This window comes from Candidatus Goldiibacteriota bacterium (assembly GCA_016937715.1).
Classification (GTDB): Bacteria; Oederibacteriota; PGYV01; order PGYV01; family PGYV01; genus PGYV01.
Genome location: JAFGWA010000008.1, coordinates 23172 through 41939, shown reverse-complemented (window position 1 = coordinate 41939; position 18768 = coordinate 23172). Strand labels below are relative to the sequence as shown.

Sequence of the window (18768 nt, the reverse complement as noted above, 5' to 3'; positions counted from 1 at the left end):
GTTACATGGCTGAAACGGTAAAAAGGATTCATTTTGTGGGCATCGGCGGGTCAGGGATGAACGGCCTGGCGGAAATTTTTATCAATATGGGCTATTCAGTCAGCGGCTCCGACGCCAAAGAGTCTGACACCACAATGCGCGTTAAATTAATGGGCGGCAAAGTATTTTTAGGCCATGATAAAAAGAATGTTAAAAACGCGCAGGTGCTTGTGTACAGCAACGCGGTACCGGAAACAAACCCGGAGATAACCGAAGCCAGAAAGATGAAAATACCGGTTATACCCCGCGCTGTTATGCTTAACGAAGTGATGAGGCTAAAAAAAGGCGTGGCAATAGCCGGGTCGCACGGTAAAACCACAACCACTTCCATGCTTGCCGGAATATTTGAAGAGGCCGGGCTTGACCCCACTTTTGTAGTGGGCGGGCTTGTCAAATCAAAAGGCGCGCACGCCAAAGCCGGAAAAGGGGAATATGTAATCGCGGAAGCGTGTGAGGCGTTTGGGTCTTTCCTTCACCTTAATCCCGTGATTTGCGGCGTTACAAACATAGATAATGACCACATGGATTACTATAAAAGGATGGACAATTTAAAACAGGCTTTTGTGCAGTTTATTAATAAGACGCCGTTTTTTGGCGCGGCTTATCTTAACGGCGATGATAAAAATGTAAGGGATATCGAAAGCGAGATTTACGTGAAAAAAGTGTTTTTCGGCACAAAACGCGATAATGATGTGGTTATAAGCAATATAAAAGTAAAGGGTTTTTCGCAGACATTTGAAATAACTTTTGAAAATAAAAAACTTGGCGTGTTTAAACTGAACATACCGGGAAGCCATAATGTTATGAACGCGGCTTTGTGCATTTCCATAGCTTACGGGCAGGGGATAAAGCCGGCGGTTATTAAAAAAGCCCTTGCCGGTTTTCAGAATGTTCAGAGAAGGTTTAATGTTTACCCGAATAAACTGTTTACTGTGGTGGATGATTACGCGCATCATCCTGCGGAAATAGCAAAGACGCTGGAAACAGCCAGGGTTGTGGCGGGAAAGAAAAAGGTAATAGCGGTTTTTCAGCCGCACCTTTTTTCGCGCACGCAGTTTCATTATCCTGAATTCGCAAAGTCATTATCCCTTGCCGATGTGGTGGTGCTGGACTCAATCTATCCGTCAAGGGAAGCGCCGGTACCCGGTGTAACCAGCCAGCTTATACTGGACGCGATGAAAGAGTCAGGTTATAAAAATGTGTATTATGAGAAAAACTGGGAAGCTATAGTCAACAGGGTTATGGGCATCGTAAAAAAAGGCGACTATGTAATGTTAATGGGAGCCGGAAACGTGAATCAGTTACAGAAACTCCTTGAAAGGGAGGCTTAATGAATTCTCTGCGCAGGCAGTTGTCAGAGGCGGGAATTGAACTGTTCGCGGATTTTTCCGTAAAAGAACTTTCATACTTTAAAATAGGCGGAAAGGCCGCTTTGTTTGTTATTCCGCGTTCTGAAAAAGAAGTAAGCGCTGTGATTAAGGCGTGCAAGAAACACGGCATGCCTTTTATGGCCGTAGGCTGCATGTCAAATATGGTGATAAAAGACGGCAGAATTAATAAGGTTTTTATTTCGCTGAAAAACGGTTTTTCGCATATTGAAAGAAAAGGCGCGTCCGGTATTTTTGCCGGCGCGGGCGCCACAATTGAAGAGCTTATGGAATTTGCCGCGAAGAACGGGCTGTCGGGAATGGAATTTATGTCAGGCATACCCGGTTCTGTGGGCGGCGCCGCGTATATGAACGCGGGAGCTTTTGGAAAATCTTTTTCGGAAGTGATAGGAGCGGTTTATACCGCCGGCGCGGCAGGTTCAACAAAAAAAGTTAAATCCTGTAAAAGGGTGTTTTCATACAGAAAAAGCATATTCATGAAAAAAGAGTGCGTAATAACAGGTGTTGATATTAAATTGAAAAGAAGCACACCCGCAAAGGTGAAAAAAGAGGTAAACCGAATAATAGAACTGCGTAAAGCAAAACACCCGCAGGAGCCAAGCGCCGGCAGTTATTTTAAGAATAAGTTTCCGGAATATGTGGCGGGGCGAGTGATTGAAGAGTGCGGGCTTAAAGGAAAACAGATAGGCGGCGCGGCGGTGTCTGCAAAGCACGCCAATTTTATAATAAATAAAGGCAATGCCCGGTTTAACGATGTAATAAAACTTGCGGATTATGTGAAAAAGACGGTGTTTAAGAAAAAAGGAATCCGCCTTGAAGAGGAAGTACGGTACATAAGATAGCGTTAAGCTAAAATATTCGCGGAGACACTATGAAAAAGGCAGATTTAAAAAAGCTTAAGATTGTGGTTTTAAAAGGCGGCCTTTCAAAAGAGCGCAAAGTTTCACTTCTGACAGGCGCGGGAATTGCCGCTGCGTTAAGGGCAAACGGGCATAAAGTGACGGAAATTGACCTTAATTCAAGGGATTTTTCCGCGGTTTTAAAAGCAAAGCCGGATGTGGTTGTTAACGGGCTGCACGGTACTTACGGCGAAGACGGAATAGTGCAGGGCATGCTTGAATTCTACAAAATACCATATACAGGGTGCGGCGTGCTTGCTTCCGCCCTTGTGATGGACAAGGTGAAATCAAAAGAGATAATGTTAAGCAATCATATTCCCACACCTGCATTTCAGGTGATAAACAAAAAAGACGGTTTGGGCGCCTTAAAGCTGAAATATCCGCTGTATTTTAAACCGGTGGATAACGGTTCTTCGGTCGGTGTTTTTCTGGTGAAGAATAAAAAGCAGGCGCAGGCCGCGTTAAAGGCGGTCCTGAAAATAGGAAGGGCAGTGCTTGTGGAAAAATACATAAAAGGAGTGGAAATTTCTCTTCCTGTTTTAAACGGCAAAGTGCTGCCTGTAATAGAAATAGTGCCGGCCAATGAATTCTATGATTACGACGCAAAATATACCGCGGGCAAATCAACGCACATAATTCCGGCAAGGCTTTCAAAAAAAGATATGGAAAACGCAAAAAAAACAGCATTAAAAACAGCGTACGCCCTGATGTGCGAAGAATACGTAAGGGTGGATATAATAGTAAGTAAAGGTGTGCCGTACGTGCTTGAAGCTAATACGCTTCCGGGTATGACGCCCACAAGCCTTTTTCCGGAATCCGCCAGGGCTGCGGGAATAAGTTTTTACAATCTGCTGCTGATATTAATAGAAGGAGCGTTAAAAAAGAAGAATGTATAAAAGAAAACACTACATGGCCAGAAAGGTTAATGCGGCGGGCGCTGTTGCGCTGAAAAACAGCTTTAAAAATGCTGTTTTGGGCGGAGCGCTTATTGTCATGCTTCTATTTGCCGGCACCAGGATAATAGGCTACGCGGCTAAAAATTTAAAGATTCCGGAAATGCCGCAGATTACTTCGCCGTTTGCGCAGCCGAAGTATCTTGTAATGACATCCGCGGGGCTGTCTGTTATGAATTCAACCGGCAGCCTTGATTCTGCCGAAGATGCCACGCAAAGGCATGACCTTCCGGTACTGACGGGTATTTCTGACGGCGTGAAAAGCGCTGCCCATAAAAAGATATTAAAATCTGTTTTAAGGCTGTCTTCGTCAGGGCTTGGAGGCATATCGGAAATCAATATTAAAAATCCTGAAATGATAATTATGATTACTATGGACGGAAAAAAGGTTATTGCAGGCAAAGATCTGGATAATGAAAAGTTAAGCAACCTTGCCCTTGTGATAAAAAAAGCGGGCGAGATGAATAAAAAATACTCTGTCATTGATATGCGTTACAAAGACAGGGTGATAATCAGATGAAGGGGCGTGAATAAATGGGATCATCAAATGACGGGCATATTGTAGCCGCGGTTGACATCGGCACCACAAAGGTGTGTACGGTTGTCGCGGAAATCAGGGAGAACGAGATAAATGTAATAGGCACAGGCTGGGAGGAAAATAAAGGCGTTTCCAAAGGCAACGTTGTAAATATCGCCGACACTTCCGAAGCTATCAGAAAGTCCCTGATGAAAGCCGAGCAGATGGCAAGCGTGAAAGTCAATTCCGTTGTGGCGTCTGTTTCCGGTAAAAATATTGCCGGTATTAAAGGCCACGGCATGACATCGCTTTCGCACAGCAAACAGAAAGAGATTACCGAAGCAGACAAAGACAGGGCGATTGAAGGCGCCACAAGCGTGCCCATGTCGCATGATATGGAAGTGCTGCATGTTATTCCCACTCAGTACATAGTTGATTCGCAGGATGAAATTAAAAACCCGATAGGAATGACCGGGCTTAAACTTGAAGTGGACGCGTATATAATTACAGGGTCAGTGACCGCCATAGATAACGTAAGAAAAGTGATAAGCAAGGCCGGGTACAGCACGGAAGACGTGGTGCTTCAGTCAATTGCCTCTTCTGAAGCTGTTTTATACGCGGATGAAAAAGATATCGGCGTGCTGCTTGTGGACATAGGCGGAGGAACCACCGACCTGGCGATATATCAGAAAGACGCGCTGAAATTTGTAAAGGTAATTCCGGTGGGCGGAAATCTTATCACTTCTGACCTTGTGACGCTTCTTCAGACCACAAAAACAAATGCTGAAGAAATTAAGAAAAAGCACGGGCTGGTTTATCCCGAAGACGCGGCAGAAGATGAAATGGTTGATGTGCCGGATATGGGAAGCAATAAAGTGACGCAGGTTTCCCGCAGGCAGCTTGCAAGTTATATTCAGGCGCGCGTAAAGGAACTTGTGGAATTTGTACAGATAGAACTTGAAAAAGAAGGTGTTGAAAAAGGGGAGTACAGCGGCGGCGTTGTGATAACCGGAGGAACCGCGCAGTTAAACGGAATAGAGCGCATGTTCAGGGAACAGATGAATGTAAGGGCGCGCGTCGGAATACCGATAAAGGAAAAGATAGTCGGGCTGTATGATATTGTAAGCCAGCCGGAATATTCCACCGCGGTAGGGCTTGTGGGTTACTATGTAAATGAAAGCGGCTTAAACAACCACTTTTTAAAGAAAAAAAGCGGTGACAGCATATGGCAAATAATTAAAAATCTGATAAGCGAATATATATAAGGAGGCGTACCATGGATGCACTGAAATTTGAACTTGTAGGGGATGACGAAACAGCAGGGGAAAGGGTAGGGGCAATAATAAAGGTGGTGGGTGTCGGAGGCTGCGGATGCAACATTGTCAACGCAATGTCAGAAATGGGCGTGCGTGACGCGGACTTAATTGCGGTCAATACCGATATTCAGTCGTTAAAGCGTGTTAATGTGGCTGACAAAGTTCAGATTGGAAGGATGTTAACGGGCGGCAGGGGCGCAGGAAGCAATCCTGAACAGGGTGAACGCGCCGCGGAAGAAGACAGGGAATACATTGCAAATATGTTAAGAGGGACAGACCTGCTTTTTATTGCGGCAGGCCTGGGCGGCGGCACCGGAAGCGGAGCCGCGCCGGTAATAGCTGAAATAGCGCGCGAACTGGATATAATGACAGTGGCTGTTGTAATTACCCCGTTTAAGATGGAAATGAAGAACGCGGGCAAGCAGCACATAGTTGAAACGTCAATGAAAAGGCTTAAAGAAAAGGTCAATAATATAATTGCCATTCCGAATGACAGAATTTTTCAGGCATGCGACAAACAGATGCCGGTTACAGAGGCGTATATGGAAGTAAACCGCGCCCTGGTTAATATCATAAACGGAATGGTTTATATGATATCCAAAACCGGTTACCAGAACATAGATTTTGAAGATGTAAAAACGGCGCTTAAATCAGACGGAGATGTCTTTCTTGGAATCGGCAGAGCGGGCGGCACGGATAAAATTAAAAAAGCTTTTGAAAAAGCAATGAACGACCCGTTCACCGGCAACGCCATGTTAAACGGCGCCAAGAATATACTTGTCAACTTTGCGGGCTGTATTAATTTAAATGAACTGCAGGAAATCGATAACCTTAATAAAATGACGGGTGAAAACGCGTTTGTGAAATATGGTATGGTAAATGACGAGGAACTGGGAGATGAAATAGAGGTAATTGTGCTTGTAACAGGAATCAAAGAAACAGAAGAGGTAAAAGTGTGTGCTGAAACGGCGAAAGTCCGGGAACAGCCCGAAATCAGGCAGGAACAGGAATCAAGGAACAGTTCGCGCAATGTGGCCGCGTGGTCAAGAAAGGCATATGAAGGTTCTTACGAAGACGTGGACAGGCCCACCTATCAGAGAATGATGGAAACCCGCATGTATGAAAAAAGGCTTCAGTAGCAGATGTTAAAAAAGATACTCCTGCCGGTACTGTTATTTTTAACGGCAGGGGTCTGCCTTGCGGAAGAACTTGTAAGTTTAAAGTATTTGTTAAGAGAGACAAATACGGAATATACCGCTGACTGGGACCGCGGTTTTATAAACCTTAGCGGCGGTAAAGAAGTAAAAATTGTGCTTAATTACCCTTATATAAAATCAGGCAATAAGTTAATCCGTGTGGATATTCCGCCTTTTGTTAACGGGGCAAATGTTTTTCTAAGCCAGAAAACTTTTGATGAGATAACGCAGATACTGGGGGAAGTTAAACAAAAGGTTCCTGAAACCGTGTTATTGCCTGCGGCAGTTCCGGCTGTTTTAAAAACGGAATCAACACCTGTGCCTGCTGCAGCAGCTGCAGCAGCAGATGATGACATACGGATAGTTGAAGAAACGGCTAAAAAAACCGGCAAGAAAAAGAAAGATGGGCCTTTTGTTATAATTATTGACCCGGGGCACGGAGGAAACGATCCCGGCGCGATAGGGCCTACAGGATTATATGAAAAAGATGTTGTTCTTGATGTGGGTTTAAAATTAAGAGAGCAGCTTAAGAAAAATAAAGATTTAAAGATTCTTATGACGCGCGAAAAAGACGTATTTATCCCCCTTAAAGACAGGGCTGAATTTGCCAATAAAAATAAAGCCGACTTGTTTATCAGTATTCATTGTAATGCCGCCCGTAACCGCGGCGTGCAGGGGACAAGAAGCTATATATACAGCAGGACTGCGTCTTCGCGCGAAGCCGCCGAGGCCGCCAAGTTTGAAAACAGCAGGGGTGGTTCCTTTGATATGCTGTTAAGTGATTTAAAAAAAGGCGCTTTTGAATATTTAAGCATAGAATCAGCGGGTTATATTCAAAGCAGCCTTGTTAAAAAACTTAAATTAAAATGGCTGCCCACCGAACGCGCGCCTTTTTATGTTCTGGCAAAAACAGGTATGCCGTCCGTGCTGGTGGAATGCGCTTTTATATCAAATAAAGAAGAAGAGAAGAAACTTGCGGACGCGCAGTTCAGGGCATCCATTGCGGCGGGTATTTACACGGGCGTGCTTGATTATTTGGAAAGGGTGCTATGAATAAATACTTTGAATTATATCCGAAGAACCAGATGAATTTTATAAGAAATAAGGTTATTAATAAGACGGGGCTGTTTTATGAAGCGTTTACGACAAGAACGGGGGGCGAAAGTGAAGGAGTGTATGAAAGTTTAAATACCGGTTTTAATACTTTGGACAGCCATAAAAGAGTTGTGAAAAATATTGACAAGATAAAACGCGCGCTTCATATTGATAAAATTTACGCGCCTGTTCAGGTGCACGGGGACAATGTCTGCGTGATAACACCGGAAAACAGGACTTATGTGACGGATTCTGAATGTGACGCGCTGATAACTGATGAAAAGGGCTATGCCATCGCGGTGCGCGCCGCGGATTGTGTTACAAGCGTTATAGCCTGTCCGGATAAAAAAGTTATAGCGGCTGTACATACAGGCTGGCGCGGTGTGGCAAACAAACTTATTCTTAAAACGGCTATGATAATGATAAATGAATTCAAGTGTTCCCCGGAACACATGCTTGTTTCAATGTCGCCGGCAATTGCGCCCAAGTCTTTTGCTGTGGGGCCGGATGTATACGAAACTCTGCAAAAAGATCCGTTGTTTGCCAGAATATTTAAAGAGAAAAAAATAGGCATTACAATGAACATGTGGCAGGGGAACAAAAACCTGCTTTTATCCTGCGGGGTAAAAGAGGAAAATATATTTATTAACGAAATGGACACTTTTACGCACAGCAAAATGTTTTACAGTTACAGGCGCGACGGCAAAGAAACAGGCAGAATGATGTATTTGATAGGTATTAAATAAAAGGCAAAACATATTTTTCCGGTGCCTGGTATAATCAGGCAAATAAAATAATAAACAGAGGTAATGATGGCAGACGAAGAAAAACAAAACCCGCAGGAAATAACAACAACCCCTAAGGTAATAGACCGCAGGCTTGGCGATGAATGGGCCGGGTGGGTGGGTGATTTATCAGGTTATGAAAAAGAGATAAAAGAAGGCAAAGAACTGTTTTTATCTGTTTACTTTGCGGCCCTGATTTTTTTAACCGCAGGGGCGATGCTTGTTTATTATATGATATCCCCAAGATTGTATCAGTGGAATCCTGTGGTGGATACTTTTATTATGTGGGTGATATCGGCTGTTATGGCAATACTTTTTATCTGGTCTTTTCTGCTTTTAATTTCAGTCAGTTTTAATATTGCAGTGCTTCCGTTTGCCCGTAAAAACGGGCTTCATATTGAATGGATCTACCCTATAGTTTATAAAATAGGCGCTTTTTTTAAAGTATCAAAAGACAGGATAGGGCATTCCCTGGTTGAAGTCAACAATGCACTTGTATATGCCACCCGTAAAAAATTTAAAAGCCAAAACCTTCTTGTTCTGCTTCCGCGCTGCCTTGATAAGGATACACGTGTTAAAGCCGCGGAGCTGACAGAAAAATATAAAGTCACTTCTTTCACGGCCACAGGCGGTTCTTCCGCAAGGCAGATGATAAAAAAGGTAAAACCGGATGCCATAATAGGGGTGGCGTGCGAACGCGACCTGATAGCCGGAATGTCAGATACCCCGGGGGCAATTACCGTAGTTGGAATTCCCAATAAGCGTCCGTTCGGCCCTTGTAAAGATACCGCAATTGACACGGATGCCCTTGAAAACACAATTAAGTTTCTCCTTAAAATAACTTAAAACCTCCAAGCCTTTAACCGTATTTACCTGTCAACTATCTGCGGCTATAGGTATATTTATTTACGCCTTATAACGGTTTGTGTTATAATTTAAAAAAAATCAGGGGAGGGTAATATGGTTAAAATACCCAAAAAAGGTTTTATGAAAGGCGCTTTGTTTACAGGAAAATTAATTCTTTTTTTTGTTATTCTTCCGTTTCTTGCATATCTGTTAATACCAAAATTAAATTATCAGGCGGTAAGGGAATTTCAGAATCTTATCAGTACAATTCGTAATTTCTTAACCGGAGCGCCAAAATTTGTGCTTCTTGGCCTGCTTTTGTTGTTATTGGCTTATTTCAGGAAAAAGAAATGGGGGAAAGAAAGGGAACTGACAAAAGGGGCCCTTGTTTTTATCGGTACGTTTTTTGTGACAGGGTGGTTAAGAAATATATATTTCAGGGGTTTAAACACGTATATTACAAGTTTCAACATGTTTTATATCCTTCCGCTTCTTTCCTATTATATATACAGATATATGGAAGAAATTGGCTGGTTTTTAAAGTTTATATGGGCGAAAATATCGGCGTTTTTTGTAAAAGTTTCAAAGTTTGTATGGGGTAAAATTAAAAGCCTTATTGCGTATATCAGGAACAGGTTTGCGCCCGCTGCTGTTGGCAAGGTCAAAAGCATAAAAAACAAAAGAAAAAAACTTTCGGTTGCTGCCGCGGCTATACTTGTACTTATACTTTTAAAAGTTGTATTAAGCGCTGTTTCCGGAAAATTCCTTGTAAGCGTTGCCGATATATCGCCAAAAGGAGAGGTTGATACAAGCGTAACCATAAGGGCGGAATTTACAGCGCCGGTGAAGCTTAAAAATGAAACCACCCCTGCCAAGCTGCTTGATATATCACCTGACATTACGGGGGTTTATGAATTCCGGAATGAAAAAACGATAGTCTTTAAACCCGATGCGCCGCTTCCGCCTGCTTCTTCGTACACGGTAAAAGTAAATACAGAACATTTTACCGCGCTGGGAAAGAAAATAGTGGGCGGAAAAAAAGTTTCCTTTAATACGCCGCTTTTAAAAATAGTTGATCACAGATACTTCTTTGACAGGGATGTAATAACAGGCACCGAGAAAGAGCTGATAGGCGAGATAAATTTTAATTATCCCGTGGAAGAACAGGCGCTAAGAAACAGTTTAAGCGCGTTCAGAAAAGTGGTGACATCAAAGGGTACAAGCGAATCTCCGCTGGAATACAAACTTGAAAAATCCGATCAGCCCACAAGATATTACATAAAAATAAAGGATTTTAAGAGGATTTATGACAGGCAGTATATTAAAGTGTTAATTAACAGGGATTTAATGTGCGTGGAATGCAGGGGTTCAATGGGGAATGAATATGCAAAAGAGATTGCTATTCCGTCAAAAGAGTATTTGAGTGTGACTGAAGTAATCCCCTGGCATACAGAAGGAAGCAGCTCTGTGGCAATCGGTTTTAATATGCCGATTTCCGAAGAACAGGTGAAAAAGCACGTAATGATTATAAAGCCCGCTTCTTTTGGAAAAGAACCCGAAGTCCTGCCGTTTAAAGTTTCCACCGAATACAGATTTGCCATGCTTGAAGCTGATTTTCAGCCCAATATAACATATGAAGTTAATGTATCAAAGGGGATAGTTGCAAAAACCGGTGAGCCCATGCCAAACGATTATTCAAACAGGGTAACGCTTAAAGATATGCCGTCAATGTGCGATTTTGCGGAACAGGGTGAAATATTATCTCCTGACGGAAACATGAATATCGCGGTCAAAACAATGAATCTTGACAGGTTTAACGTATATGTAAATAAAGTCTTTAAAAATAATCTGGTGTATTACCTTAGCAGCGGAAGTTACTATAATACCGGCAAGCGCGTGTTTGATACTGTGCATGAAATTTCCGGCGGGGAGATTAATCAGGAACAGACCGAATTTATTAATATGAAAAGCCTGAATGACCAGCCTTTTAAGGGCGTCTTTTTTGTGGAATTGCGCGACCAGCGCACTTATGAAACAAAAAGAAAGACAGTACGCTGTACGGATATAGGGCTTATGGCAAAAGTCTATGATAATACCCTGCTTGTAAAAGCTGTATCTGTCACCAAACTTAACCCTATGTCCGGTGTCACGGTAAAGCTTATGTCCAGGGATAATCAGGTAATTAAGCAGCTGGCAACAGACGCGGAAGGCAGGGCGCAGTTTGACAATTATAATAAAAATTTTTATGAATTTGACCCGTTCTTAATTCTTGCGGAAAATGGGGAAGATTTTTCATACCTTACTCTTGGTTCGGATATGACAAATAATTACCTGTTTGATACCGGCGGCGAAAGAAACGGGGAGTACGGGTTAAAAGGTTTCTTAACCTCTGAAAGGGGTCTGTACAGGCCGGGAGAAAAGGCATTTATCACGGCAATTGTCAGGGGGGATAACAACACAACTCCGCCGGCTTTGTTTGTGGAATGCGTGATTTACAATCCGCAGGGCGGAAATTTTTATATTAAAAAAGTTCAGACAAACGCGAAAGGCATGGCGGTTTTTGAAGTGCCTATAGCTCGTGGCGCGCAGACGGGAGAGTATTCCGTGCAGCTTATAGTGCCTGATTCAGAAAGGCGCAGCATAGGAAGCACTTCAATTAAAATAGAAGAATTCATCCCTGACAAGATAAATGTTTCAATAACAACGGATAAGGACACTCTTGTTCCGGGCGATCCGTTAAGGTTTCGGGTAAAAGCAAATCAAATGTTTGGGCCGCCCGCGGCGGGCAATAAAGTAAACGCGCAGGTGCAGTTTGTACAGCATGCTTTCAGCCACCCTTCATATAAGGGATATGTATTCGGAGACCCCGAAAGGTCTTATGACGCAAGGATGGAAAGGCTTGGCACTGAAAAATTAAACGAGATAGGAAATTTTGACTATGAAGTTCAAATACCGGGTGCCGTGCTTCCGCCTTCCGCTTTAATGGCGGAAGTTTACGCGGAAGTTTATGACGACGGCGGCAGGGCTGTCGGAGCCATGAAAAGGATTCCGGTTCACGTGTATAAGTATTATCTTGGCGTAAAAGTGAATGATGAAAGGAAGGTTTATAAGAAAGGCGATAAAATAATAATAGACCTTGCCGCCGTGAACGCGGAAGGTGTTGAAGAGAATATAAAAGACGTTCAGGTGCTGGTAAAGCGCACTGTGTGGTATTCCATGTTCCGCAGAAACCGCTGGAACAGAAATTATTACGCGTCTTCTAATTACAGCGAAGTGGTAATCAATAAAGCCCTTGATATCAACGGAAAAGCCAGTCTGGAAATTGACGCTGATACAGAAGGCGAATATACAATATACGCCGGAAGCGAACAGGGTATGAGAACGGGTATAAAAGTTAACGTAAGCGGCCCGGGATATACGACTTATGATATGACAAAGGCAGACAGGGTGGAAATTGTACTGGATAAGGACAAATACCTGCCGGGCGATAAAATGAAGGCGGTTATCAACGCGCCTTTTTCAGGCCGCGCTTATGTGACGCTGGAGCGTGAAAAAGTATTCGCGGAAAAATACATAGAACTTGAAAACGGCAGTGCGGTGGTTTATTTTGACATTAAAGATGAATATCTGCCCAATGTTTATTTGAATGTAATGGCAGTAAGAAAACCGGAAGAAAAATACACTTCGCTTCCGTTTATGTCCGCGGGTATCGCAACGGTTTCAATAAACCGGTCGGCAAAAGACCTTGCGCCGAAAATTATCTGCGGCGAAGAGGTAATGTCCACCGACGGTATTAACGTAAAGGTAAGGCTTGGCAAAGCCAAGGCAAACGCGGCTGTGGTATTGGCTGCCGTGGACGAGGGCATCCTTCAGATAATAAGGTTTGAAACCCCGGATCCGCTTGAATATTATTACAGGAAAAAAGCACTGGAAACCAGAAGTTATTCAATAATGAACAAAGTACTTACGGATATAAACGCAACAAAACGGGCGATAGGCGGCGACTATTATGAACCCCTTCAGAAACATTTAAACCCGGTAATCGCGAAAAGGGTTGAATCTTTTGCCAGATTCTCCGGCATCCTTTATACGGATGAAAACGGCGAAGTAAGCTACAAATTTGAATCCGCCAGGTTTAACGGCAAAGCAAGGATAATGGTACTTGCGGTTGATGGCGGCCAGTTTGGCTCCGCGGATAAGTTTGTAAATATAGTTGACCCCATTGTTATAACCCCGAACCTTCCAAGGTTTCTGGCGCTGCTTGATGAATTTGAAATGCCGGTCAGAATTTACAATAATACAGGTTTTTCGGGCACGTTTACGGCAAGGGTTAATACGCAAGGCCCGTTATCGGTTGCAAAAGGGGAAGGGACTGAGATTTACCTTGAAAATAAGAAAGAAAAGAAAATAACTTTCTCCGGAAAAGCCTTAAAAGAGGCCGGCGCCGCAAAGCTTGATATTAATGTAACAGGCAACGGGCAGAAGATGTCGGTTAAGCGTGAATTAAGCGTAAGGCCCGCGGCGCATCTTGAAACAAAAGCGGTAAGGGGCAAACTGGAACCCGGCAAGGAAGTAACAGGCAAAATTCCGCAGGAGTACATAAAATTCGGAAAAAAAGTAAGGCTCTTTATATCCAAAAGCAGGCTGGCTGAATACGCGCCGGCGCTTGAATACCTTGTACGTTATCCTTACGGCTGCCTTGAACAGACTGTGTCTTCTGTGTTTCCTATGCTTTATTTAAAGGATCTTGGAGTGGTACAGTGGATGGTAAAAGATTATGCTGCCAACGTTGACGCGTACATTGAGGAAGGGATTAAAAAACTTAATAAGTTTGTAATGTCCGACGGCACATTAACGTACTGGCCGGGCGGAAGCAGCAGCGCATCAAGGTATCTTTCGCTTTACACCGCGCATTTTCTTGTGGAGGCAAAAAGGCAGGGTTACAATGTGCCGGAAGATTTTTACAGGCGCGTGCTTGACAGGCTTGGTATAAAAGAAAATCCGGATGAACCCGTGCAGCAGCAGGGCAGGCTTGACAGGCGGGCATATAATCAGGAAATCAGCGAATACGAAACTTCAAACAATATTTACAAAATGTATATACAGGCGCTTGTGGGAAGGCCGGATGCAAAAAAAATGAATTACATTGAAAGCCTGTATATGCTGTATCTGAAGAAAGATAAAAAGGTAAGCGCGGCAATGAAAGAGTTCGCGAAACAGCTGGAAAAGACAAAGTATCTGCCAGGAACCGAGCAGCGCGACATAATGGTAAAAGGCGGGCTTATTTACAAGGATGCTAAAAGGTTTATTGAAGGAACCGATGAATCCGATAAAATGCTTCTTTCTATGTCATACTCCTATGCTGATAACAGGGATGCCGCAAAGATGGTACTATACGAGGATTTTAAGTCCAAATATATGTTAAGGGAATTAAGCGAATCATTTAATTCCTACACGCGAAACCTTGGAATGTACTTAAAAGCGGCGGCGCAGGCAGAGGCAAAAGAAACAGCGCGCACAAAGATAACAGAAAACCTGCTTATAGAAAGGGTCAGGGATGACGGTTCTTTCGGCAGTACGCAGGAAACAGCGTGGGCGTTAATGGGGCTTGCGGAGTTAAACAACCTTCCGGGGCGTAACGGCGAAATGAGCGCGGACCTTTATGTTAACGGCGCGAAACACAGCACCATTAAGGATGAAGGCAAAGGATTTTATTCTGATACAAAAAATGTGTGGAAAGAGTATACGGTGAAAAACAGCGGGGAAACGCCTTTATATTACAATTTTTACACTGAAGGCACCCCTCTTGAAAAGAGGCCCAAAACTTACGCTAACGGGCTTAAAGTTTCAAGAAAATATTTTGATGAAAACGGGAAAGAGATCAACCTTACCAATGTGGTGCAGGGAAAACTTATAGTGGTATCTGTAGAACTTGAAGCCTTAAACGGCAGGTCCCTTGATAACGTAATAGTTGTGGATATGCTGCCGGCAGGGTTTGAAATTGAAAACCCAAGGTTAAGGACAAGCGGGTTCTTAAAGTTTACTCCGGCATCCGATATGTCGCTTGAATATCAGGATATCCGCGACGACAGAATACTTCTGTTTACCGGCGCTTTTTCAGGAAAGACAACTTTCTCTTACGCGGTAAGGGCGGTTACTCCGGGAAAGTATACTATACCCAATATATTCGCGGAAGCTATGTATGATCCGGATATTAAAGCGGAGACTCATGAAAAAGAGTACCTTGTTGTTTCGCCTGAAGCAGTACCTTCTAAAGCCGGCAAATAAACCGGCATTAATAACAGCGGCCGCGGTGCTTTTGCCCGCGGCCGTATGGTTTTTATTGAACATTCTTTTTCCGCTGCCGCTTTACAGGCTGCAGGAGGATTATTCTGTACTGCATATCACGCAGGAAAACCGGCTGTTAAGGCTGGGCTTGTCCCCGTCCGGTATGTACCGTATAAAAACACCGCTTTCGGATATGCCCGAATTTATAAAGCGCGGAATCGTGGAATATGAAGATAAAATGTTTTATCTGCACCGCGGCATAAACCCTTTTGCCGTGGCGCGCGCTGTTTTTCTTAATGTCACCAGCATGCGCGTGGTATCCGGCGGTTCCACTATTACAATGCAGCTTGCCAAACTTATAGAGCCAAGAAAAAGGACTATGGGAGCGAAAATAATAGAAGCTTTCAGGGCGTCGCAGCTGGAAGTGAATTTTTCAAAAAAACAGATTCTTGAAATGTATCTGAATAATATTCCCATGGGTGGAAACATAGAAGGCGTGGCTGCCGCTTCTTATCTTTATTTTAACAAAGCCCCCATAAATCTTACGCTTCCTGAAGCCGCGCTATTAATAGCCCTTCCAAAATCCCCGAATTCTTTAAGGCCTGACCGCAGCCCGCAGAGGGCGCAGAAGGCAAGGGATGAAGTAATACAGAGAATAGGCGGGATTTTCGGGGAAGGAATTGAAAGCGCGGTGTCTGAACCTGTTTCTGATAAAAGGTATAACAATCCATACAGGCTGCAGCACCTTGTAAATAAAAGAATACAAAACAGCGGATATGTAAGAAAGTATTTTATTGATGAAGCGCTTCAGTCAATGTGCGAATACAGGCTTAAATTCGCGTCCCGCGAACTTAAAGAATACGGCGTTTATAACGGCGCTGTCATTGTGGTGGACAACCGCACGATGAATGTTGCGGCTTATGTGGGCTCGCCTGATTTTGAAGATAAAGAGCACTGCGGTGAAATAGATGGTGTTTCAATAGTGCGTTCGCCCGGTTCGGCTTTAAAACCTTTTGTTTACGCAATGGCAGCCGAGCACGGAATGATAACCCCAAAAAAAATCCTGTACGATATTCCAAGAGATTATGACGGGTACTCGCCTGTTAATTCCGACCGCAAGTTTTCCGGGCTGGTAACGGCTTTTGACGCGCTGTCACGTTCTTATAACAGCACGGCAGTATATCTTGAATACAGCCTTGGCGCCAACGGCCTGCTGGGATTTTTAAGAAAAAATGGTTTTTATGACATTAAAAGAAGGGATACAAATCCCGGCCTTGCCGCGGCGCTTGGCGCGTATCCTGTAAGTCTGGAAGAACTTGTGACAATGTATGCCGCTATCGCGAACTACGGGCTTTTAAGGAAACTGAATTTTACGGATAACGGTATTAAAGAAAAAGAAGAGCCGGTAAGGGTTTTTTCCGCAGGTACCGCGTACATGATAACGCAGATGCTGGCAGAAGCGGTAAGGCCTGACCTTCCGCAGGCGTGGGAATTCACCCATTCAAGGGGAAAAGTGGCGTTTAAAACAGGGACATCTTTTGGATACGGCAACGCGTGGTGTGTGGGTTACAATCCGGATTATACCGTGGGAGTATGGCTTGGAAATGCCGATGCCTCGCCTTCGTTTAAACTTGTGGGCATAAAGGCCGCGGCACCGGTAGTAATAGAAATATTTAATTATCTTACGCGCAGCAGGGATGTGTGGTTTGCCCCTCCTTCAGATATCGGTACAAGAAAGATATGTTCTGTTTCCGGACAGCCCGCAGGGCCTAACTGCAAAAAAACAGATGAAGACATTTATATTAAAGGTATTAACACAGAGCCGGTATGCAGGGTGCATAAAAAAATATATGTTAATAAAAAAACCGGCTTAAGGGCGGATCCCGGCTCTTTTAAGAATCCGGATTCGGCATACCGTTCATATGTGGCAGAAATATGGCCCGCTGATATTGCCGCGTACTTAAAGGAAAGGGGGCAGCATCTGGAAGCGGTGCCTGCTTATGACCCTGCGGAAGTGTCGCAAAATATTATGTTCAAACCAAAAATAACAAGCCCTGAAAACGGCGGTACGTATTTTATAACAGAGAGCCTTCCGGAAGATTTTCAGAAAATAACCCTTAAAGCGTCTTTTGCGTCAGGAGTTACGGGCGGAATATGGCTTTTAAACGGTAACCCGGTAAATAAAAGCGCGACAGATGAAGTGTTATATATAAGCCCCAAGCCGGGTAAATACTTGCTTACGGTGCAGGATGACACGGGCGCGTCGGATTCTGTAAGTTTCAAGATTATGGTGAAAAAATGAGGGTGTTATCAGCAGCTGCGGTTTTGCTTATATTTTCTTTTCCCTTATACGCTCAGACGCTTAAGGTGAGGATATTAAATATTTATCATCCGAAAACGCTGGAAGCGGTGCAGTTAAACGGCGGTGAAAAAGTAAAAGTGAGGTATGTAAAGGGAAATAATATCGAAGTAATAAATAATAAAGGCAGGCAACTGACAGCGGAATACCGCCTTAACGGGGGAAAGTATGGGGAGTATGAAATACGTGTTAACGGAAGAAGATTTATATATAAGGGAAGCGTATTTTTCTTTCTGCCGCCCGATGAGAAAGAGGCGGGTATTATTGTAGAGATGGGCCTGGAAGATTATGTGGCGGCCAGCCTTGACGGTGAGCTTGAAGGGGCGTATTCACACCCTGAATCTGACAAAGCGCTGGCTGTTGCGATAAGGACTTACGCGGAAAGAAACAGGAAAAGGCACGGGTATTATGATTTATGTGACCTTACCCACTGCCAGCGGTTAAACGGCAGGCCGGAACTAAATAGGGGAAGCAGTATAAAAGCCGCCAACGGGACACGCGGTTTAATTTTAGCAGGCAAAGATAATAAACCGGCGGATATTTATTTTTCGGGATGCTGTGGGGGAGAATCGGAATCCGCGGGTAATGTATGGCGGGGTGAAAATAATGTTAAAAGTGTTGTCAGATGCGGCGCTGCAAGCGGTAATTTCTGCGAAAAACATATATTTCACAGGTGGGAAAAAAAGATAAAAGCATCTGAGATTAGAAGTGTTATAAGAGAAAGTTTGGGGGAAAGAATTTCAGGAAGTATTGATTTTATAACCGGGGATGTAAGCCCGGGCGGGAACGTAAGATTAATAAAGGTGAAGCACACAAAGGGTGTAACTGAAATGCCCGCTGATAAATTTATCTCCGCTTATGGAAAAAAATACGGCTGGGCTAATATTCCATCAAGAAAGTTTGCAGTTGAAAAACGGGGAAGTGACTTTATCCTGTCCGGCCGGGGCGCGGGACACGGCTGCGGGCTTTGCCTTGCAGGCGCTCACGCGCTTGCGGTAAAAGGCTGGACATGCGAAGGTATTCTAAGTTTTTATTATCCGGACACGAAAATGATTAAAACGCCTGAATAGTAATATATATGAACTTT

Annotated in this window: 12 protein-coding genes; all 12 read left to right on the top strand. The window is 43.8% G+C overall.

All coding sequences use genetic code 11. The features are described 5' to 3' along the window. The first annotated feature begins 5 nt into the window (after positions 1-5). Complete coding sequence (locus JXR81_01465; protein ID MBN2753512.1) at positions 6-1370, top strand: UDP-N-acetylmuramate--L-alanine ligase; 1365 nt, start codon at positions 6-8, stop codon at positions 1368-1370. Continuing rightward, positions 1370-2269, top strand: coding sequence for a UDP-N-acetylmuramate dehydrogenase (murB, locus tag JXR81_01460; protein MBN2753511.1), 900 nt, complete (start codon positions 1370-1372; stop codon positions 2267-2269). The genes JXR81_01465 and murB overlap by 1 nt, the downstream gene beginning before the upstream one ends. 29 nt (positions 2270-2298) lie before the next feature. Further along, on the top strand, positions 2299-3222 hold the full coding sequence (locus tag JXR81_01455; GenBank protein ID MBN2753510.1) for a D-alanine--D-alanine ligase: 924 nt from the start codon (positions 2299-2301) through the stop codon (positions 3220-3222). Beyond that, complete coding sequence (locus JXR81_01450; protein ID MBN2753509.1) at positions 3215-3799, top strand: cell division protein FtsQ; 585 nt, start codon at positions 3215-3217, stop codon at positions 3797-3799. The genes JXR81_01455 and JXR81_01450 overlap by 8 nt, the downstream gene beginning before the upstream one ends. A 14-nt stretch (positions 3800-3813) precedes the next feature. Beyond that, positions 3814-5061, top strand: a complete 1248-nt coding sequence (gene ftsA / locus JXR81_01445; GenBank protein MBN2753508.1) for a cell division protein FtsA — start codon at positions 3814-3816, stop codon at positions 5059-5061. Positions 5062-5072: 11 nt separating this feature from the next. Further along, positions 5073-6251: a cell division protein FtsZ gene (ftsZ, locus tag JXR81_01440; protein MBN2753507.1), complete on the top strand. Its 1179-nt coding sequence runs from the start codon at positions 5073-5075 to the stop codon at positions 6249-6251. A 3-nt stretch (positions 6252-6254) separates the two neighbouring features. Continuing rightward, positions 6255-7361: an N-acetylmuramoyl-L-alanine amidase gene (locus JXR81_01435; protein MBN2753506.1), complete on the top strand. Its 1107-nt coding sequence runs from the start codon at positions 6255-6257 to the stop codon at positions 7359-7361. Next, positions 7358-8149, top strand: coding sequence for a peptidoglycan editing factor PgeF (gene pgeF / locus JXR81_01430; GenBank protein ID MBN2753505.1), 792 nt, complete (start codon positions 7358-7360; stop codon positions 8147-8149). The genes JXR81_01435 and pgeF overlap by 4 nt, the downstream gene beginning before the upstream one ends. A 66-nt stretch (positions 8150-8215) precedes the next feature. Then, positions 8216-9034 carry a DUF116 domain-containing protein gene (locus JXR81_01425; GenBank protein MBN2753504.1) on the top strand — a complete coding sequence of 273 codons (819 nt, stop codon included), beginning with the start codon at positions 8216-8218 and terminating at the stop codon, positions 9032-9034. A 114-nt stretch (positions 9035-9148) separates the two neighbouring features. Next, the gene (locus JXR81_01420; GenBank protein MBN2753503.1) at positions 9149-15322 is read left to right on the top strand and encodes a hypothetical protein; all 6174 of its coding nucleotides are present in this window, start codon (positions 9149-9151) and stop codon (positions 15320-15322) included. Beyond that, on the top strand, positions 15264-17624 hold the full coding sequence (gene pbpC / locus JXR81_01415) for a penicillin-binding protein 1C (GenBank protein MBN2753502.1): 2361 nt from the start codon (positions 15264-15266) through the stop codon (positions 17622-17624). The genes JXR81_01420 and pbpC overlap by 59 nt, the downstream gene beginning before the upstream one ends. After that, on the top strand, positions 17621-18751 hold the full coding sequence (locus JXR81_01410; GenBank protein ID MBN2753501.1) for a SpoIID/LytB domain-containing protein: 1131 nt from the start codon (positions 17621-17623) through the stop codon (positions 18749-18751). The genes pbpC and JXR81_01410 overlap by 4 nt, the downstream gene beginning before the upstream one ends. Positions 18752-18768 lie beyond the last annotated feature (17 nt).